We start from the raw sequence: 18,785 nt of genomic DNA on the forward strand, positions 1-18,785 counted from the left end.
GAGACAGATTTCTCAACTTTTCTCTATTTAATTTCTTTTGCTAAAAAGTGAAACAATAAGTTCATTACAATCCTTCATTGACAGTAAGAAGCCTTATCGGTATACTAGGTGTAATTTATTTAGGAGGGCACCATGATTATTCGACCCGTTCAGCATAGTGATGCAGCGACTATCCGAGCGATTTACCAACCTTATGTGACAGATACAGCCATCACCTTTGAGGTCAATGTGCCGACTGTCCAGGAATTTGAAAGACGTATCACAAAAACACTGACTCAATTTCCTTATTTAGTCGCAGAAGTTGATGGGAAAGTTGTGGGTTATGCATATGCCTCGACCTATTATGCACGCGCTGCCTATGATTGGACCACTGAATTATCTATTTATGTAGCAAAAGAGTCACGTGGACAAGGAATCGGATCAGCCCTTTATACTGCCTTAGAAGAAGAGTTAGAAGCACGAGGTTACTTACGCTTTCTGGCTTGCATTGCAGTCCCTAACGAAGCCAGCATCTCCATGCATAAAAAGAGAGGGTATGTTCAAGTGGCTCATTTTCCAAAAGTTGGCTACAAGTTTGAGCAATGGCACGATATCGTCTGGATGCAAAAAATCTTGGATGGGCCTGTTAGAAAGATACAGTAGATGCCCCACCAATCTTAAATCACAATGGCTAATTATCCCTGCCTTTTGCATATGCTAAAATGATACTAATAAAATCACTGGGAGAGACCGAAAAGTTTGTGGTGGTCTCCCATACATGAAAGGAACCTATATGACTCAAGTAACCAGTGCTAGACTGTTACCCCAAAAGCCCTGCAGATGGGCAAAAAGTCTCCTTAATCGCAAGGTACCTATTTTCCTGTTTTTCTTACTGGAATTGGCTTTTCTCGTTTTCTCATATCTCAGTCTACAAGAGCATTTTCCATCTATAATCTTATGGGAACACTTGTTGAGTGTTTTTACCTTCTTTTATTTGCTGAATCGTTCTATGGACTCTCGTTCCAAATTATCCTGGCTGATTATCATTGCTCTTTTCCCAATTTTTGGGACAGCCTTGCTTTACTTTTCACTTGCTGATTTGGGTGTGAGACGGTTGAAGAAACGACTTGAGGATGCTACAGTGCAGGCTTCTAATTATTAAAGCACCGATCCAGAAGTAGCTGATTATTTATCTCATGGTGATCGTCAACTACAGCGTTTAGCTTATTTTCTGGAGCATAGTCCAGCTCAGTTTTCTATCTACAGAGATACTGAGGTGACCTATTTTCCACTTGGAGACGACATGTTTCCAGCACTGCTGGAGGATTTGAAAAAGGCAGAGCGTTATATCTTTATGGAGTATTTCATCATTGACGAAGGTATCATGTGGGGTGAGATTTTAGCCATTTTGGAGGAAAAGGCCAAGGAAGGTCTGGACGTTCGTGTCATGTTTGATGGGATGAATGAGATGACTACCTTGTCCTACGATTATATCGAGCGCTTGCACAAGGTTGGCATTAAAGCTCAGGCCTTCTCACCAGTCAAGCCTATTCTATCAACCTATTACAATTACCGAGACCATCGAAAGATTACAGTGATTGATGGTCAATTTGCTTATACTGGTGGCGTTAATATCGCTGATGAGTATGTCAATAAACGAGAACGCTTTGGTCATTGGAAGGATACGGCCCTTCGATTAGATGGTTCAGCAGTTCAAACGCTAAAAGCTCTCTTTTTGACCATGTGGACAGTGACTGGAATAGAAGATAAAAGGGATATGGAGCGCTATCTACAAGAAAAACCTCAACAAAGAAAGAGTCAGGGCTTTGTACCCCCTTATGGCAATTCACCATTGACCTATCACAAAGTGGCTGAGGATGTTTATCTTCATTTACTGAATACATCGACCGATTATGTTCACATCATGACCCCTTATTTGATCTTGGATGACGAATTGGTTAGAGCTATGACTTTCGCGGCCAAACGCGGAGTAGATGTTCGGATCATTATGCCAGGGATTCCAGATAAACAATATGCCTTTGATATTGCGACGACCTATTTTAAAGTGCTCTTGGATGCTGGCGTCCGTATTTTCCGTTATACCCCAGGTTTTGTCCATGCTAAGGTTTATGTTTCTGATAGCCAACAAGCTGTGGTAGGAACCATTAATACAGACTACCGAAGCCTCTATCAAAATTTTGAAGATGGGGTTTATCTCTACAAAAATCTGGAAGTGCTTAAGATTGAAGAAGATTTTGAGAAAACCCAGGCTCTCTCAGAGGAAGTCACTTTAGAAAGTTTATCAAAAATACCTATGGTTCATCGTCTGGGTGGCTATCTTTTTTCTTTGATTGGACCTTTGATGTAAAAAAGGAGGAATCATATGGATACAAAAATTCTTTTGAAATTGTTAGAAAACCAAGCTGATCCAGCGAAAGTCTCAGCAATGGAAGCTTATATGAAAAATAAATTCAGCTTTCTTGGCGTTTAAAAACCAATTCTCAAAAAGATTGAAAGAGAGTTTTTTAAACCCTTCATAAAGGATCCAATTGATTGGACTTTTGTGGAAGAGTGTTGGCAGCAACCTTACCGTGAGTTTCAATATATTGCTATGGATTATCTGGATAAAAAGAAGAAGGAGCTTAGACCTGAAGATTTTCCAAAGCTAAAGGAATTGGCTCAAACCAAGTCCTGGTGGGATAGTATTGATCAGTTGGACCGCATCATCGGAGAGATTACTTTCACATATCCAGAAACCAAACAGGTTATGCTGGATTGGAGTAGGGATCAGGACTTTTGGTTGAGGCGGATTGCCATTGATCACCAGCTTATGAGGAAAGAAAAAACAGATACGGATTTGTTAGAAAAAGTGATCCTCAATAATCTAGGTCAAAGCGAGTTCTTTATAAATAAGGCAATTGGCTGGAGCTTACGCAACTATTCCAAGGTCAATCCGGATTGGGTAGGGGCCTTTATCGACCGCTATCGAGATCAGTTGTCACCATTAAGCATTCGGGAAGGAAGCAAGTACTTACCTTCTTGACAGTTTGTGGATGTTCATGGTAAACTAGATTCATGCGATGAGTCGATTGGCTCCTTTGGAGCCTTTTGCGCTGAGGAGGTCTACATTCAATTGTAACGCAGGAGCGGACCTTGAACAGTTGTGTGAACCTGCTGTTCTCACCGAAAGGTGCCTCGAATCCTGGTCTTCGGATCAGGATTTTTTTGTTTCCTCAAAGAACCGAAAACTATTATAATACAGTTGCTACAAAGTTATGTTGGTGTTATAATATAGTAAAGTGCCTAGGTCAGAAAGGAGTGGAGTTGATTGGGAGATTTCTATCATTCTAATGATTCAGCATCTACAGACTATTCGCATAAAATTGAGGAGCTTGAAAACTCTAAACAATTTCAGGATGCCATCGGATTGATCCGAGAACAGATGAAGAACAATCTTAAGTGGAATGTTTTGCGATCCTTTGGTATTATTTGCGCCATACTGTCTCTCATTTTATTGCGTTTTGCAGCTATTCCTTTGATCCTTTTAGTTGTTGGTTTGTATTATTGGCCACAATATAAAAAACGAAAAGCCTTGTTTGGGGATCGAATTCGTTCGAACGATGAGATCTATCTTGATGATATCCTTTCGCCTGTATTAAAGGAAGTTTTTCCTCGAGCTTCGATCAAAGAGGACGGTTCCATCCCTTCTGAAGCTCTCTCGCATTTATGTCCTCGGTCGACTGATTTTCTATGTTTCAAAGAGCTATCATTTCATGATGACAAAGAGCTGACAGTGTCAAATCTCTATGCCCATCATACGGAGACTCGTTACCGGACATCTAATGGTCATACGAGGACGGAACATGTGGAAGTTACAGATTTCCTTGGACAAGTGTTCTCTTTACATCTACCGATCAATTTCTCAGGTCATCTTCGAGTTGTGCCAACCAAGAAATCCTTTCTTTTTAAGAGGGAGGTGAATGGGGTTTATCCTGGAGCCAGAGGAGATGAAGTTCAGATTGAAACCGAGGATATTCGCAATAACGAGAATTACAATATTTACTGCACGGATGAACTGTCTGCCCGTAAATTTCTCACCCCTAAGATGTTGGAATGGTTTGATCGACAAATTTCTCAAAATGCCATGTGTGTATTTTTGAAAGACAAGAAACTATTTATTTCTTTGTATACCGATCGCTATATCTTTCCGACGCCCCAAAAACCGGAAGATATTGATCAACTATCTTTGGTATCTGAATATCATAAATTATGCAAAGAACTAGCTTTAATTAAGGAAATAACAGCAATTTTTGAAGGAGAAGCATCATGAATCTCATTATTGGAATCATCCTATTATTTCTTGCCCTATTGGCCATTTGGTTTATTAGTGTAGGAAATCGCCTCAATCGTTATCTAGTAACCATCGAAGAATCAAAGAGAACGGTTGATATCGTTCTCGTAAAACGCTATGATACCATTTCGGAAATGCTAAAAGTAGCCAAAGCCTATGCCAAACACGAGCAAGAGATTTTTACTGATTTAGTTGCTTTACGCCAAGGAGCGACTATTCAAGAATCCAACCAAGTCATTACCAATCAAAATGATGTCTTGGCACAAATTCGTGCAGTCGGTGAAAACTATCCAGAGCTCTTGTCTTCTAACCAATTCTTGGCCTTGCAAAAGGAAATTGCTGACGAAAATGAAGATCTTGCTGCAGCGAAGCGAATTGTCAACAGTAATGTCAGCCATATCAATCAAGAAATTGTTTCATTTCCGGCGTCTATCGTAGCAGGTGTAAAGGGGATCCATCAAGTTCCATTTCTTGCTGAAGAAACACAAGGTAAGAAAGATTTAAGTGACTTGAACTATGACCTGAACTAACGAGCTATTTATGATAAATAACCATCAACAATCCTGGTCTTAGAATCGGGATTTTTTCCTACTGTTGGTACTTTTCATTTATGCTAAAAAATTGTATAATGGTACAAATACTCAATTTTTAGAAAATTTTGAAAGAGGATTTACTATGGGATACACAGTTGCTGTTGTCGGTGCTACAGGTGCCGTTGGTGCTCAAATGATCAAAATGTTGGAAGAATCTACTCTTCCAATCGATAAAATTCGCTACCTTGCGTCAGCACGTTCTGCAGGAAAAGTCTTGCAATTTAAAGGGCAAGACGTGACCATCGAGGAAACGACTGAAGATGCTTTTGAAGGGGTTGATATTGCTCTCTTCTCAGCTGGTGGTTCAACATCTGCCAAATATGCACCTTATGCGGTAAAAGCAGGCGCAGTAGTGGTTGATAACACTTCTTATTTCCGTCAAAATCCGGATGTCCCATTGGTTGTTCCTGAAGTGAATGCCCATGCTCTTGATGCTCACAACGGAATCATCTCTTGTCCAAACTGTTCAACCATTCAAATGATGGTAGCTCTTGAGCCAGTTCGTCAAAAATGGGGCTTGGACCGTATCATCGTGTCTACTTACCAAGCTGTTTCAGGTGCTGGTATGGGAGCTATTCTTGAAACCCAACGTGAGTTGAAAGAAGTCTTAAATGATGGAGTTAATCCACGTGATGTTAAAGCAGAAATCTTACCTTCAGGTGGAGATAAGAAACACTATCCAATCGCCTTCAACGCTCTTCCACAAATTGATGTCTTCACAGATAATGACTACACATACGAAGAAATGAAGATGACAAACGAGACTAAGAAAATTATGGAAGACGATAGCATTGCTGTTTCAGCAACTTGTGTGCGGATTCCAGTCTTGTCAGCTCACTCAGAGTCAGTCTACATTGAAACAAAAGAAGTGGCACCAATTGACGAAGTGAAAGCTGCTATTGCAGAATTTCCAGGTGCAGTCCTTGAAGATGATGTTGCTCACCAAATCTATCCTCAAGCAGTCAATGCTGTAGGTTCACGTGATACCTTCGTTGGACGGATTCGTAGAGACTTGGATGCTGAAAAAGGAATCCACATGTGGGTTGTTTCAGATAACCTCCTTAAAGGAGCTGCTTGGAACTCAGTCCAAATCGCAGAAACCCTTCACGAACGTGGACTCGTACGTCCAACAGCTGAATTGAAGTTTGAATTGAAATAGGGAGAAAAACAGAAATCAGTAACTCGAAGAGTTTGATTTCGTAGTTTTTCCCCCGCACAGTTGATTAGGAAGTACGAATGTTGCAAACATGAGTAGTTCCAATCAACCACTGCGTCACGATTCAGAAATCTGCAACTCGAAGAGTTTGATTTCTTCCTCAGCTTTCTAACGAATCAACTTGTTTTATGAACAGATCATGAGGCAAAGGCAAGCAAGCCCCAGCCTCTTTCTTATATAGAGAAAGGTTTTTCTATGTCTTATAATGATTTAAAAGATTGTAAAATCATCACTGCATTTATCACCCCCTTCCATGAAGATGGAACCATTAATTTTGACGCTCTTCCTGACTTGATCGAGCACCTCTTGGCTCATCATACAGACGGGATTCTCTTAGCTGGAACGACTGCGGAAAGTCCAACTCTGACCCACGATGAGGAATTGCAACTCTTTGCGGCTGTTCAAAAGATTGTCAATGGTCGAGTTCCTTTGATCGCTGGTGTCGGAACCAATGAAACCCGCGACTCGATTGAGTTCGTTAAAGAAGTGGATGCTTTTGGTGGCTTTGCAGCAGGATTGGCTATCGTCCCTTACTACAACAAACCATCCCAAGAAGGAATGTATCAACACTTTAAAGCGATTGCGGATGCATCTAATCTTCCGATTATTATCTACAATATTCCAGGGCGAGTGGTTGTCGAAATGACACCAGAAACCATGCTTCGTTTGGCAGAACACCCAAATATCATTGGGGTAAAAGAGTGTACAACTCTTGCTAATATGGCCTATTTGATTGAACACAAGCCAGAAGAATTTCTCGTCTATACAGGAGAAGATGGAGATGCTTTCCATGCGATGAACCTTGGGGCTGATGGAGTGATCTCAGTGGCTTCTCATACAAATGGAGATGAAATGCATGAGATGTTCCAAGCTATTGAACACAACGATATTAAAAAGGCTGCGGCTATCCAACGTCAGTTTATCCCTAAAGTCAATGCTCTCTTCTCATATCCGAGTCCAGCTCCTGTCAAAGCTGTCTTAAACTATATGGGCTTTGAAGCAGGACCAACTCGTTTGCCATTGGTGCCAGCGCCAGCAGAAGAAGCGAAGCGCATCATCAAGGTTGTAGTAGATGGGGATTACCATGCAACCAAAGAGATCATTACGGGAGTTCTTCGTCCGGATTATTAATAAAATTGTCATGAGGAATGTATGTCAGAGTTAGAAAAAACGGATTCAGAAAAATCAGAACTAGAAAAATTTAAAGAACGTCATAGCCTTGATAAGTTAGATGGTGTGATAATCTATGATAAACCGACCATTAAAACAGGCGAAAAAGCTGGATGCATCGGTGCACTCTTACTTTTAATTGGATTTGGTACAGGAATTATTTTGTTGCTCCTTCATTTCATATTTGACTTCGATTCCAAGCTCCTCAACCTTCTTTGGGAATCAATAGCAGCTTTAGGATTCATTTTTAGTTTAGCAGGGGCTTTTCAAATCGGTCCTCTTACAATACACCGCTACTCAAGAGAAGCCGATAAGGATAAACATTTTGAAATTGATAGAGCCTATAATCTCTATAACGTTCTCTATAAACCGACTAAAACTATCCTTCTCCAATATGATAGTGACGAAGATCAGCTGATTGCTGTCAATGCTGGTGGTGAACTATTAATGGAACTCCTTAGAAAAGTAGAGATGGAGAAGTTACCTCTGAAGAAGATTTTGAAGACCTTCCGTTTGGATCATGTCTCTGACCATCTTTGGAGATTGACCTACAGCTATAAAAAAGAAGATGTGGTCATGGAAAAAAGTGATCGTTAGATTTTTTCATCCAATCAAGCACAGTAAGTCCTGAAAAGAGCTTTGATTCTTGGCAAAAAAATTATATAATAAAGTAGTAGGTCTTCATTTCTTTCTAAGGGAAATGAAGTATTCATGAAAATTTAAACAAAAAGGAGACTCCGATGGAAGTCATTAAACGTAGTGGAGAAGTGGTTGAATTCAACCCAGATAAAATTTACCAAGCTATTTTGAAAGCTGCGCAAGTTGTCTATGTTTTGACAGATGATTTGCGACAAAACCTAGCTCAAGTGACCAAGAAAGTTGCTATGGATTTGGATGAAGCCCAAGTAGAACGCGCAACCATCAGTATGATCCAATCATTAGTGGAACAACGCTTGTTGGGAGCAGGTTATATTACCATTGCAGAACACTACATTTCTTATCGCTTGCAACGTGATTTGGAACGGAGCGGCTATGGTGATCATATCGCCGTGCATTTGCATTTTGAGCAAATTCGCTAGAATATGAAATAGAAGTTACTTCGGTAGCTTCATTTTTTTGTATCCTCGTTTAAGGCTGAGAATTCAAGAAAACATGGTATAATAGAAGAGATTGAACTGGAAAGGAATGGAGAACATGGCAACTATACAATGGTTTCCTGGACACATGTCCAAAGCTAGAAGACAAGTACAAGAAAATTTAAAATTTGTGGATTTTGTGACGGTTCTGGTAGATGCTCGTTTGCCCCTATCAAGCCAAAATCCTATGTTAACCAAAATTGTTGGTGATAAGCCTAAATTAATGATTTTGAACAAGGTAGACTTGGCAGATCCTGTGGCAACAAAAGAATGGCAGGACTATTTTGAGTCTCAAGGCATCAAAACCTTGGCTATCAACTCCAAAGAGCAATCTACGGTTAAGAAGGTCACAGATGCTGCTAAGTCTTTGATGGCCGATAAAATTGCTCGTCAGAAGGAACGAGGGATTCAGATTGAAACCCTTCGGACCATGATTATCGGGATTCCTAATGCCGGGAAATCAACTCTGATGAACCGCTTAGCGGGGAAAAAGATTGCTGTTGTTGGAAATAAACCAGGGGTGACCAAGGGGCAACAATGGTTGAAAACCAATAAAGACCTTGAAATCTTGGATACCCCAGGAATTCTCTGGCCAAAGTTTGAAGATGAAGAAGTGGCTTTAAAGCTCGCCTTAACAGGAGCGATAAAGGATCAGTTGCTTCCAATGGATGAAGTGACCATCTTTGGTCTTAACTATTTCAAAAAGCACTATCCAGCTGTTTTGCAGGAACGTTTTAAACAAATGGATCTGGAACAAGAAGCTCCTGAAATCATTATGGAAATGACCCAGAAATTAGGATTTCGAGAGGATTACGACCGTTTTTACAGTTTGTTTGTCAAGGATGTACGTGATGGTCGTTTGGGACGCTATTCCCTTGATCGTGTAGGTGAAATAGATGCCAACGATTAAAGAAATCAAAGAGCGTTTGGCAACGATTGACGATCTAGATCATCCCTTATTTGAAGAATTGATCCTTGATGGTCGAGCGGGGGTTCAAGCGGCTATCAGCAAACGAAAACGCGAACTCCAAAAACAAGTGGACGAAGATTTGCGTTTGGAAAAAATGCTGGCCTATGAAAAAGAACTTTATACTCAAGGGATTGATCTTATTGCAGGTGTGGATGAAGTAGGGAGAGGTCCTTTGGCTGGCCCTGTCGTCGCAGCGGCCGTCATTCTGCCGGAAAATTGTAAAATTCCAGGACTCAACGATAGTAAAAAGATTCCAAAATCCAAACACAAGGAAATCTATGAAGCTGTGCTCCAAAACGCCATTGCGATCGGAATCGGCGTCAAGGACAATCAAGTGATTGACCAGGTTAATATCTATGAAGCTACGAAGCTAGCCATGATGGAGGCCATTGGTCAGCTAGATCCTCAACCCCAGCATCTTTTGATTGATGCTATGAAGTTGGATCTTCCTATTCCCCAAACTAGTATCATCAAAGGGGATGCTAACTCCTTATCCATTGCTGCAGCATCCATCGTAGCCAAGGTGACTCGGGATCAGATGATGGAAGAGTTTGATTGCGAATATCCGGGTTATGATTTTACGCAGAACGCTGGCTATGGGACGGCTAACCATCTGGCTGGCCTCGACAAGCTGGGAGTGACCCCTATCCATCGGCGTTCATTTGAACCCGTCAAATCAATGTGTGAGGATTAGGCTATGCTATTTACCATCGATATCGGAGGGACCTTTATAAAGTACGGTCTGATGGATGCAGACTATCAATTGATCCGTACAGACAAGATCCCAACACCATCTACGATTGAGGACTTTTGGCAAGGATTAGAAGGAATCGTTGCTCCTGTACGGGAAGAAATCGAGGGAATCGCCATTTCATGCCCTGGTGAGATCCAAAAGAGCCTTGGCTTTGTCTTTCGAGGTGGTCTCATTCCATATTTGCGAGGCATTCCTCTAGCTAGTAGATTGCAACAAACATTTCAAGTACCCGTCACCGTTCTTAATGATGGAGAAGCTGCTGGTCTAGCGGAAGCAAGGCTTGGCAATCTAAAAGATTGTTCTTGCGGTGCGACCTTGGTCCTAGGGACTGGAGTTGGCCTTGCTCTTCTTTCTAACGGTGATCTATTGAGAGGATGGCAACTGACAGAATACATTCGGACTATTGATAAGGCAGAAAGAACACCAGAAAATCGCCGCTTTCATCGCGGACTCTTTTTGCAAGGTATTTCCAATCTTTTGGAAAACACCGGTTCAGCTGTTCAATTTGTTGAGAAGGCTAGTCACATCTTAAACCTAGAAAAGGCAGATGGTATAGCCGTTTTCAAGGCTCTTGATCAAGGAGGCCATGAGGAGCTGAAATCCTTGTTTCGGGAGTATTGTCATGATATTGCTATTCTGATTTTTAATCTTCAATCATTGCTCCTGCTTGAGAAGGTGACAATTGGAGGGGGCATTAGTAGCCAACCGCTACTGATCGATGAGATCAGTCGACAATACCATGAGCTGCTCTCTCAAAAAGGGCATAAACAATTTGAGGCCTTGCCGATCCAAGCGGCTCGCTTCCATAATGAAAGCAACTTGATTGGTGCCGCATCTTACTTTTATTCTTCTACATATCAAAAAAAGTTCTAGAAATAGAGCTTTTTTTCCATTCTTTTTCGAATAAATAAGTGAGAGGAAGTAGAAGGTGACCATGGAGAAATTTGAAATCTTTAAATTAAAAGAAGCTGGTTTATCAAATGAGCAAGTCTTGAGAGTTTTGGACTACTGTAGGAAAGACCAAGCCTTACCAAGCTTAGAAGAGATAGCAAGGATCGCTCGCTGTCGCAGTATTATTCATTTTGTAGACAAATACCGGCAGCTGGATGAAGAGCATTTACACAAGGAGTTTGAACGGTTCCCATCTCTATCCATTTTTGATCCTGAATACCCGGAGGAATTGCTACAGATCTACAATCCTCCTGTACTCCTTTTTTACCAAGGAGATTTGGAGCTGTTAACCAAACCGAAGATTGCAGTCGTAGGAGCTCGGGAAACGACGCGAGAAGGGGTGCGATCTGTAGAGAAGATTATTAAAGAACTTGGAAATGAACTGGTCATCGTTAGTGGACTTGCTAAGGGAATTGATGCGACAGCTCATTATGCCAGTATACGAAATGGTGGCAAGACCATCGGAGTGATAGGAACGGGACTGGATGTCTTTTATCCTAAAAGCAATCAAAGACTGCAGGCACATATGGGGGAAAACCATCTGATCTTGAGCGAGTATGGTCCAGGGCAGGCCCCACTTAAGTTTCATTTTCCTGAGAGAAATCGCATCATTGCAGGTCTCTGTCAGGCAGTGATTGTGGCAGAGGCGCGACTCCGTTCAGGGAGTTTGATTACTTGTGAGCGTGCTATGGAAGAAGGCCGAGACGTTTTTGCTATTCCAGGAAATATTTTAGATGGAAAATCTGCAGGCTGCCATCATCTGATTCAAGAAGGTGCAAAGCTTGTCACCTCAGGCCAGGACATTCTTGATGAATTGAAATACGAATTGTGATTTTCCTATAGGAGAAGTTCCTAGTTGACATCTTTCTTAAAATGTATTAAACTCAATGAGATTTATACAATACAGAGGGATAAAACGTGGTAACAAAAAAGAAAAGCAGTACAACCAAGAAAAATTTGGTGATTGTGGAGTCTCCTGCTAAGGCGAAAACAATCGAAAAATACCTTGGTCGTAACTACAAAGTCATGGCTAGTGTTGGCCATATTCGGGATCTGAAAAAATCTACGATGTCTATTGACTTCGACAATAACTATGAACCGGAGTATATCAATATTCGCGGAAAAGGTCCCTTGATCAATGATTTGAAAAAAGAAGCTAAAAAAGCCAAACAAGTCTTTCTCGCAAGTGACCCGGACCGAGAAGGAGAAGCTATTTCTTGGCATTTAGCGCATATTTTGAACTTGGATGCCAAAGAAAAGAACCGCGTGGTCTTTAACGAAATCACCAAGGATGCAGTAAAAAATGCCTTTAAAGAACCGCGCCAAATCGATATGGACTTGGTCGATGCCCAACAAGCCCGTCGTGTCTTGGACCGGATTGTAGGGTATTCAATTTCGCCTATTCTTTGGAAAAAGGTCAAAAAAGGACTTTCTGCAGGGCGCGTGCAATCAGTTGCCCTCAAATTAATCATTGATCGTGAAAACGAAATTAATGATTTCAAGCCGGAAGAATACTGGACCATTGATGGTGTCTTTAAAAAAGGGACCAAGCAATTCCAAGCTAGCTTCTATGGGATTGATGGCAAGAAGATGAAGCTCAACACCAATGAAGAGGTGAAAGCTGTTCTTGAACGCTTAGATGGCAAAGATTTTACTGTTGAAAAAGTTGAAAAGAAAGAACGTCGTCGGAATGCACCACTTCCTTACACCACCTCTTCTATGCAGATGGATGCAGCCAATAAGATCAACTTCCGTACACGCAAGACCATGATGGTCGCTCAGCAATTGTACGAAGGAATCAATATCGGCTCTGGTGTTCAAGGTTTGATTACCTATATGCGTACCGACTCCACACGGATCAGTCCGGTTGCGCAAAATGAGGCAGCTAACTTTATCGTGGATCGCTTCGGTGAGAAATATTCTAAGCATGGAAGCCGTGTGAAGAATGCTTCTGGTGCCCAAGATGCCCACGAAGCGATTCGTCCGTCTAGCGTCTTCAATACTCCTGAGAGCATTGCTAAATACTTGGACAAAGACCAATTGAAACTCTACACCTTGATTTGGAATCGTTTTGTCGCTAGCCAGATGACGGCAGCTGTTTTTGATACTATGAATGTCCGTTTAGGTCAAAATGGGGTTCAATATACAGCGAATGGGAGTCAGGTAAAGTTTGACGGTTATTTGGCGATTTATAATGATTCAGACAAAAACAAGATGTTGCCGGACATGGTAGAAGGCGATATCGTCAAGCAGGTCAATAGCAAGCCGGAGCAACACTTTACCCAACCACCTGCTCGATATTCTGAAGCAACCTTGATTAAGACCTTGGAAGAGAACGGTGTTGGACGACCTTCAACCTATGCTCCGACGATTGAGACCATTCAAAAACGCTATTATGTGAAGCTGGTAGCTAAACGCTTTGAACCAACGGAATTAGGGGAGATCGTTAATAAACTGATTGTTGAGTTTTTCCCAGATATTGTCAATGTGACCTTCACAGCGGAGATGGAAGGGAAACTCGATGATGTCGAACTCGGAAAAGAAGAGTGGCAAAAAGTCATTGATGCCTTCTACAAACCATTCTCTAAAGAAGTCGCCAAGGCTGAAGAAGAGATGGAAAAAATCCAAATCAAAGACGAACCAGCTGGTTTTGATTGTGAAGTCTGTGGCAGCCCGATGGTGATTAAATTAGGACGTTTTGGTAAGTTCTATGCTTGTAGTAATTTCCCAGATTGTCGTCATACTCAAGCCATTGTCAAAGAAATCGGGGTGGAATGTCCAAACTGTCATCAGGGACAAATCATCGAGCGTAAAACCAAACGAAATCGTATTTTCTATGGCTGTAATCGCTACCCAGACTGTGAATTTACTTCTTGGGACAAGCCAATCGGCCGTGACTGTCCAAAATGTGGTCATTACTTAGTTGAGAAGAAAGTCCGTGGCGGTGGTAAACAAGTCGTTTGTAGCAACGGTGACTACGAAGAAGAAAAAGTGAAATAATCTTTTAAATGATTCGATGTCTATTATAACGGCAATTTTCTTAAATGTCTGTTATAATAGACATTTTTGCTTTTTTTCGTTATAATAGACATAAGGAGGTGGGCTTATGTATCTTGCTTTGATTGCAGATGTCATTGATTCCAAAACCGTTCAAGAACGTCTTGACCTGCAAAAACAGGTAGAAAAAACGCTTCAAAAGATGAACGAATTATTTGGAGATTACCTGGCATCCCGTTTTACTTTGACCTTGGGGGATGAGTTTCAGGCGCTTTTAAAAGTGGATGCTCCAGTTTTTCAAATCATCGATACCTTACGTTCAGAACTAACCCCTACTCAGCTTCGTTTTGGAATTGGCCTTGGGGAGATTGTAACAGCTATTGATCCCTTGCAAAGTGTTGGAGCAGATGGTCCAGCTTATTGGAATGCACGCGCAGCCATCAATTTTGTTCATCAGAAAAATGACTATGGCAATACACAGATTTATTTTTCAAGCGGGAAGGAAAACCAAGACTTTTTTGTGAACGCCCTCATCGCTTCTGGAGAAGCCATTCGTTCAGGTTGGCGGGATAGTCAGGAAGAGATCTTGCTCAATCTTCTAAAGAGATCCGTATATAGCGAGTCCTTTAGTCAGCAGGATTTGGCCCAATCACTAGCTATCAACCCAAGTGCCCTCTCTAAACGGTTGAAGAGTAGCAGTGTCCGTGTTTATTTACGGGGGAGAGCAGGTGCCCTGGCCAGTATACAAAGCATAGTGAAAGGAGAGGAAAATGAGCGGATTGTCTAGTATCGTAGTGAATCCATACTTGATTCTCTTGTTGATTTGTCATTTACTATCAGATTATTATTTTCAAAGCCAAAAGATGGCGGATCGCAAGGATCAGGATAAGAAGGTGCTAGGGCTTCACATTCTATATGTAGCTCTGCCTCTGATCGTCGTTTCCTTCTGTCATCTAGATTTGTGGTGGATTTGCTTGGTCATTTTACTGAGCCATGCCGCAATAGATTTCTTAAAACCGATCGTGCAGAATGGTTTGAAATTACCAACCGCCTGGACCTTTGCCTTGGATCAAGTCTTGCATGTCAGCATCATTAGCTGTCTAGTCCTTTTAGGAGCGAAGAATGGTTCGACCTATCTGCCTCTGGACACTTTAAATCTAATTTTTTATGTTCTCCTAGTTGGGAAACCAAGCAATATTGCCTTTAAAATTCTGTTTGCCAAGTATCAACCCACCAGCAAGAAGAAAATGGATACGATCACTGGGGCTGGTTCCATGATTGGCTTTTTAGAGCGTTTGGTGATTGGTGCCTGTCTCATCTATGGGCAATTTGCTTCTATCGGCCTAGTCTTTACTGCCAAGTCCATCGCTCGCTACAATAAAATTTCGGAGGATCCAGCCTTTGCGGAGTATTACTTGATCGGGTCCTTGTTCAGTATCCTATCTGCCCTCTTAGCAGCTTGGTTGTGTCTATAAGAAAATAAATAGTAAAGTCTAAGACAGGAAGGAAAAGCCTCCCTGTCTTTTTACTTGGCTTTTTGGTATAATGGACCAAGTAGAAAATTAGAAAGATTTGTGGGTGTCTAACAGTTCAGTGAGGTGGTTTGATACCCAAAGAGGTATTAGTGTCATGTCTCAATCTTATATCAATGTGATCGGTGCGGGCCTTGCAGGCTCGGAAGCAGCTTACCAGATTGCCCAACAGGGAATTCCGGTCAAGCTTTATGAAATGCGTGGAGTCAAATCCACTCCGCAACACAAAACAGACAACTTTGCTGAGTTAGTGTGTTCCAACTCTCTTCGTGGGGATTCTCTCACCAATGCTGTCGGGCTCCTCAAAGAAGAAATGCGTCGTCTGGGTTCTGTCATCCTTGAAGCAGCGGAAGCGACTCGTGTACCAGCCGGTGGAGCACTTGCTGTGGACCGAGAAGGTTTTGCTAGCCGGGTGACGGAGAAGGTGTCCCAACATCCGCTCATCGAAGTCATTCGTGATGAAATTACGGAATTGCCGACAGATGCCATCACAGTGGTCGCAACGGGGCCTCTAACCAGCGATGCCTTGGCAGAAAAGATTCACGCCCTTAATGGTGGCGATGGTTTCTATTTTTATGATGCAGCAGCTCCAATCATCGATGTCAATACTGTCGATATGAACAAGGTCTATCTCAAGTCACGCTATGACAAGGGAGAAGCAGCTTATCTCAACTGCCCAATGACCAAGCAAGAGTTTATGGACTTCCACGAGGCCTTGGTCAATGCTGAAGAAGCCCCGCTCAACTCTTTTGAAAAAGAAAAGTATTTCGAAGGCTGTATGCCCATTGAAGTCATGGCCAAACGTGGTATCAAAACCATGCTCTATGGCCCTATGAAACCAGTTGGACTCGAGTATCCAGATGATTACAAAGGGCCACGTGATGGGGAGTTTAAGACACCCTACGCAGTCGTTCAGTTGCGCCAAGACAATGCGGCTGCCAGCCTCTACAATATCGTCGGCTTCCAAACTCACCTTAAATGGGGCGAACAAAAACGGGTCTTCCAAATGATTCCAGGTTTGGAACATGCGGAGTTTGTCAGATACGGCGTCATGCACCGCAATTCCTACATGGATTCTCCAAATCTGCTGGAACAAACCTACCGCTCGAAGAAACAACCAAATCTCTTCTTTGCAGGTCAAATGACAGGTGTAGAAGGCTATGTTGAGTCAGCGGCCTCAGGTTTGGTAGCTGGAATCAATGCCGCTCGCCTTTTCAAAGGAGAAGAAGCAGCGATTTTCCCTGAAACGACAGCTATCGGAAGCCTGGCTCACTATATCACCCATGCAGATAGCAAGCATTTCCAACCCATGAATGTCAACTTCGGGATTATCAAAGAGCTAGAAGGACCACGCATTCGGGATAAAAAGGAACGTTATGAGAAAATTGCCGAACGTTCTTTACAAGATTTGGCTCAGTTTATGGAAAAATAACCAAAGAAAGGAAAAAGTTTGGAGAAAATCCAGACTTTTTCTTCTAAAAATGGTATAATGAATAAAATTTAGAATATAGAGAGTTTTCTGACAATGAACAAATCCTATTTTTATTTAGATATGAAGACACACGAGTTGAAAGTGCCTTATACCGGAAAACTCCGTCGTGTGCGAGTCTTATTACCTAAGAATTATGAAACGGATACAGATAGACGTTACCCTGTGGTTTATTTCCACGATGGGCAAAACGTTTTGTACAGCAAGGAAGCTTATGCGGGTCATTCCTGGAAGGTGATTCCAGCCATTAAGCGGAATCCCGATATTAGTCGCATGATTGTTGTTGCGATCGATAATGATGGTTTCCAACGCATGAATGAATACTCTGCCTGGAAGTACAAGGAATCCAATATTCCTGGCATGCAATTTGGTGGCAAGGGAGTTGAGTACGGCGAATTTGTCATGGAGGTGGTGAAACCTTTTATCGACCAAGAATACCGGACTCTTGCTGATCGAGAACATACGGCCATGATTGGATCTTCCTTGGGTGGGAATATTACCCAATTCTTGGGCTTAGAGTACCAAGATCAAATTGGTTGTTTAGGGGTCTTTTCATCTGCTAACTGGCTACACCAAGATGCCTTCAATCATTATATCGAACGCAAAAAATTATATGCAGATCAACGGATCTACATCTATGTAGGGACTGAAGAGGCGGATGATACAGATAAAACGCTGATGGCGGGAAATATCAAGCAAGCCTATATTGATTCATCCCTTCGTTATTATCACGACGTTATCCAACAAGGAGTTGCTTTAGAAAATATTGCCATTCGGATTCAATCCGGTGCGATTCACCATGAAGAAGCTTGGGCTGAACATTTACCTGAATGCCTTCGCTTTTTGGCTGAAAATTGGGATTAATAGACTGTAAATAAAGAAATAAAGGAAAGAGGAAACTTATGAATATTGAACATTTAAGCCACTGGAGTGGCCAACTCAACCGTGAAATGTATCTGAACCGCTATGGACATGCTGGTATTCCTGTTGTGGTCTTCGCTTCATCAGGTGGAAGCCATAACGAGTACTATGACTTTGGTATGATTGATGCTTGTGCTCAGTTTATCGAAGAAGGACGGGTTCAATTCTTCACCCTTTCGAGTGTTGATAGTGAAAGCTGGCTTTGTGATTGGAAAAATCCTCATGATCGAGCAGAGATGCACCGTGCTTACGAGCGCTATGTGATTGAAGAAGCTATTCCTTTCATCAAGCACAAAACAGGCTGGTTTGATCCGATGATGACAACTGGTTGCTCAATGGGAGCCTACCACGCGCTTAATTTCTTCTTGCAACATCCAGATGTCTTTAACAAAGTGATTGCCTTGAGTGGAGTCTATGACGCTCGTTTCTTTGTTGGTGATTTTGGTGGAGATGAAGCCATTTACCAAAATTCTCCATCTGATTATATCTGGAACCAAAATGATGGCTGGTTTATCGATCGTTACCGTCAGGCTGAAATTGTTGTTTGTACTGGTTTAGGGGCTTGGGAACAAGACGGGCTTCCATCTTTCTACAAACTGAAAGAAGCCTTTGATCACAAAAATATTCCTGCATGGTTCGCTGAATGGGGACATGATGTAGCCCACGATTGGGAATGGTGGCGCAAACAAATGCCTTATTTCCTAGGCCAAATGTATCTATAAGTAA

The 18,785-nt window shown here is 41.9% G+C and carries 17 protein-coding genes and 2 pseudogenes; all 19 read left to right on the forward strand.

Translation table 11 applies throughout. The annotated features are described in order from the left end of the window. Positions 1–132: 132 nt before the first annotated feature. The 19 genes and pseudogenes from I2F76_RS07720 (at position 133) to I2F76_RS07810 (ending at position 18,781) form a co-directional block, all read left to right on the forward strand. Entirely contained in the window at positions 133–642 is a 510-nt protein-coding gene (locus I2F76_RS07720; RefSeq protein WP_195487594.1) for a GNAT family N-acetyltransferase, read from the forward strand. A gap of 130 nt (positions 643–772) precedes the next feature. After that, a pseudogene (gene cls, locus I2F76_RS07725) lies at positions 773–2,347 on the forward strand (cardiolipin synthase). Between the two features lie 15 nt (positions 2,348–2,362). Further along, positions 2,363–3,022, forward strand: a pseudogene (locus tag I2F76_RS07730) (DNA alkylation repair protein). Between the two features lie 285 nt (positions 3,023–3,307). Continuing rightward, a complete protein-coding gene (locus I2F76_RS07735) occupies positions 3,308–4,309 on the forward strand; it encodes a DUF3137 domain-containing protein (RefSeq protein WP_195487595.1) in 1,002 nt (333 codons plus the stop codon). Further along, positions 4,306–4,860: a LemA family protein gene (locus tag I2F76_RS07740; protein WP_150906131.1), complete on the forward strand. Its 555-nt coding sequence runs from the start codon at positions 4,306–4,308 to the stop codon at positions 4,858–4,860. The genes I2F76_RS07735 and I2F76_RS07740 overlap by 4 nt, the downstream gene beginning before the upstream one ends. 145 nt (positions 4,861–5,005) lie before the next feature. Next, positions 5,006–6,082, forward strand: coding sequence for an aspartate-semialdehyde dehydrogenase (locus tag I2F76_RS07745; protein ID WP_036757608.1), 1,077 nt, complete (start codon positions 5,006–5,008; stop codon positions 6,080–6,082). A 252-nt stretch (positions 6,083–6,334) separates the two neighbouring features. After that, on the forward strand, positions 6,335–7,270 hold the full coding sequence (dapA, locus tag I2F76_RS07750; protein ID WP_155199622.1) for a 4-hydroxy-tetrahydrodipicolinate synthase: 936 nt from the start codon (positions 6,335–6,337) through the stop codon (positions 7,268–7,270). A 21-nt stretch (positions 7,271–7,291) separates the two neighbouring features. Further along, positions 7,292–7,906 (forward strand): hypothetical protein, encoded by a 615-nt coding sequence (locus I2F76_RS07755; protein ID WP_195487596.1) that lies wholly within the window; start codon positions 7,292–7,294, stop codon positions 7,904–7,906. 143 nt (positions 7,907–8,049) lie between these two features. Then, positions 8,050–8,388 (forward strand): ATP cone domain-containing protein, encoded by a 339-nt coding sequence (locus I2F76_RS07760; protein ID WP_003001449.1) that lies wholly within the window; start codon positions 8,050–8,052, stop codon positions 8,386–8,388. A 115-nt stretch (positions 8,389–8,503) separates the two neighbouring features. Then, positions 8,504–9,355, forward strand: coding sequence for a ribosome biogenesis GTPase YlqF (gene ylqF, locus I2F76_RS07765; RefSeq protein WP_023918177.1), 852 nt, complete (start codon positions 8,504–8,506; stop codon positions 9,353–9,355). Then, positions 9,342–10,109, forward strand: a complete 768-nt coding sequence (locus I2F76_RS07770; RefSeq protein ID WP_195487597.1) for a ribonuclease HII — start codon at positions 9,342–9,344, stop codon at positions 10,107–10,109. The genes ylqF and I2F76_RS07770 overlap by 14 nt, the downstream gene beginning before the upstream one ends. A 3-nt stretch (positions 10,110–10,112) precedes the next feature. Then, positions 10,113–11,042 (forward strand): ROK family protein, encoded by a 930-nt coding sequence (locus tag I2F76_RS07775; RefSeq protein WP_118095171.1) that lies wholly within the window; start codon positions 10,113–10,115, stop codon positions 11,040–11,042. Between the two features lie 61 nt (positions 11,043–11,103). Beyond that, positions 11,104–11,952, forward strand: coding sequence for a DNA-processing protein DprA (gene dprA, locus I2F76_RS07780; protein ID WP_023918173.1), 849 nt, complete (start codon positions 11,104–11,106; stop codon positions 11,950–11,952). A gap of 86 nt (positions 11,953–12,038) precedes the next feature. Continuing rightward, positions 12,039–14,120, forward strand: a complete 2,082-nt coding sequence (gene topA, locus I2F76_RS07785; protein ID WP_031573190.1) for a type I DNA topoisomerase — start codon at positions 12,039–12,041, stop codon at positions 14,118–14,120. A 106-nt stretch (positions 14,121–14,226) separates the two neighbouring features. Continuing rightward, positions 14,227–14,904: a SatD family protein gene (locus tag I2F76_RS07790; RefSeq protein ID WP_195487598.1), complete on the forward strand. Its 678-nt coding sequence runs from the start codon at positions 14,227–14,229 to the stop codon at positions 14,902–14,904. After that, on the forward strand, positions 14,888–15,592 hold the full coding sequence (locus tag I2F76_RS07795; protein WP_195190007.1) for a DUF3307 domain-containing protein: 705 nt from the start codon (positions 14,888–14,890) through the stop codon (positions 15,590–15,592). The genes I2F76_RS07790 and I2F76_RS07795 overlap by 17 nt, the downstream gene beginning before the upstream one ends. A 154-nt stretch (positions 15,593–15,746) precedes the next feature. After that, a complete protein-coding gene (gene trmFO / locus I2F76_RS07800) occupies positions 15,747–17,081 on the forward strand; it encodes a methylenetetrahydrofolate--tRNA-(uracil(54)-C(5))-methyltransferase (FADH(2)-oxidizing) TrmFO (protein WP_031573201.1) in 1,335 nt (444 codons plus the stop codon). A 93-nt stretch (positions 17,082–17,174) separates the two neighbouring features. Then, positions 17,175–18,002 (forward strand): alpha/beta hydrolase, encoded by an 828-nt coding sequence (locus I2F76_RS07805; protein ID WP_003007390.1) that lies wholly within the window; start codon positions 17,175–17,177, stop codon positions 18,000–18,002. Positions 18,003–18,040: 38 nt separating this feature from the next. After that, positions 18,041–18,781 (forward strand): esterase family protein, encoded by a 741-nt coding sequence (locus I2F76_RS07810; RefSeq protein WP_003001389.1) that lies wholly within the window; start codon positions 18,041–18,043, stop codon positions 18,779–18,781. Positions 18,782–18,785 lie beyond the last annotated feature (4 nt).

The organism is Streptococcus parasanguinis, assembly GCF_015557775.1.
In the GTDB taxonomy this organism is placed as follows: domain Bacteria; phylum Bacillota; class Bacilli; order Lactobacillales; family Streptococcaceae; genus Streptococcus; species Streptococcus parasanguinis_AA.

Bases quoted from the DNA above. Each gene is read 5' to 3' on its own strand.
- I2F76_RS07790 (WP_195487598.1), top strand. From the start codon at position 14,227: ATGTATCTTGCTTTGATTGCAGATGTCATTGATTCCAAAACCGTTCAA.
- dprA (WP_023918173.1), top strand. From the start codon at position 11,104: ATGGAGAAATTTGAAATCTTTAAATTAAAAGAAGCTGGTTTATCAAAT.
- I2F76_RS07720 (WP_195487594.1), top strand. From the start codon at position 133: ATGATTATTCGACCCGTTCAGCATAGTGATGCAGCGACTATCCGAGCG.
- trmFO (WP_031573201.1), top strand. From the start codon at position 15,747: ATGTCTCAATCTTATATCAATGTGATCGGTGCGGGCCTTGCAGGCTCG.
- I2F76_RS07795 (WP_195190007.1), top strand. From the start codon at position 14,888: ATGAGCGGATTGTCTAGTATCGTAGTGAATCCATACTTGATTCTCTTG.
- dapA (WP_155199622.1), top strand. From the start codon at position 6,335: ATGTCTTATAATGATTTAAAAGATTGTAAAATCATCACTGCATTTATC.
- I2F76_RS07775 (WP_118095171.1), top strand. From the start codon at position 10,113: ATGCTATTTACCATCGATATCGGAGGGACCTTTATAAAGTACGGTCTG.
- I2F76_RS07805 (WP_003007390.1), top strand. From the start codon at position 17,175: ATGAACAAATCCTATTTTTATTTAGATATGAAGACACACGAGTTGAAA.
- I2F76_RS07755 (WP_195487596.1), top strand. From the start codon at position 7,292: ATGTCAGAGTTAGAAAAAACGGATTCAGAAAAATCAGAACTAGAAAAA.
- I2F76_RS07810 (WP_003001389.1), top strand. From the start codon at position 18,041: ATGAATATTGAACATTTAAGCCACTGGAGTGGCCAACTCAACCGTGAA.
- ylqF (WP_023918177.1), top strand. From the start codon at position 8,504: ATGGCAACTATACAATGGTTTCCTGGACACATGTCCAAAGCTAGAAGA.
- I2F76_RS07770 (WP_195487597.1), top strand. From the start codon at position 9,342: ATGCCAACGATTAAAGAAATCAAAGAGCGTTTGGCAACGATTGACGAT.
- I2F76_RS07740 (WP_150906131.1), top strand. From the start codon at position 4,306: ATGAATCTCATTATTGGAATCATCCTATTATTTCTTGCCCTATTGGCC.
- I2F76_RS07760 (WP_003001449.1), top strand. From the start codon at position 8,050: ATGGAAGTCATTAAACGTAGTGGAGAAGTGGTTGAATTCAACCCAGAT.
- I2F76_RS07745 (WP_036757608.1), top strand. From the start codon at position 5,006: ATGGGATACACAGTTGCTGTTGTCGGTGCTACAGGTGCCGTTGGTGCT.